This is a genomic window from Microvirga pakistanensis (assembly GCF_004458765.1).
Taxonomy (GTDB): Bacteria; Pseudomonadota; Alphaproteobacteria; order Rhizobiales; family Beijerinckiaceae; genus Microvirga; species Microvirga pakistanensis.
In genome coordinates, this window is the sequence record NZ_SPJX01000059.1 from 1 (window position 1) to 223 (window position 223).

Genomic DNA, 223 nt, shown 5'->3' on the forward strand with positions numbered 1-223 from the left:
CGCGGCCCTCGATGCGGCCGGTGAAGGTAGAGCCGATGATGCTCTCGTGCACGAAGGCGTCGCCCTCCTTCAAGGCGCCGCGCGCGGCAAGATGCGCCATGCGGGCGGAGGGTCCCGTCCCGCAGGGCGAGCGGTCGATGGCCTTGTCGCCGTAGAACACGGCGTTGCGCGCCGTGCCGCCGGGCGTCCGGGCCTTGCCGGTCCACAGAACATGCGTCAGACG

Annotated in this window: 1 protein-coding gene; it reads right to left on the reverse strand. The window is 71.7% G+C overall.

All coding sequences use genetic code 11. From position 1 onward, the window contains the following. Positions 1–223 (reverse strand): proline racemase family protein (locus E4K09_RS02620; RefSeq protein WP_193557236.1); only part of this gene is annotated, 223 nt, incomplete at both ends.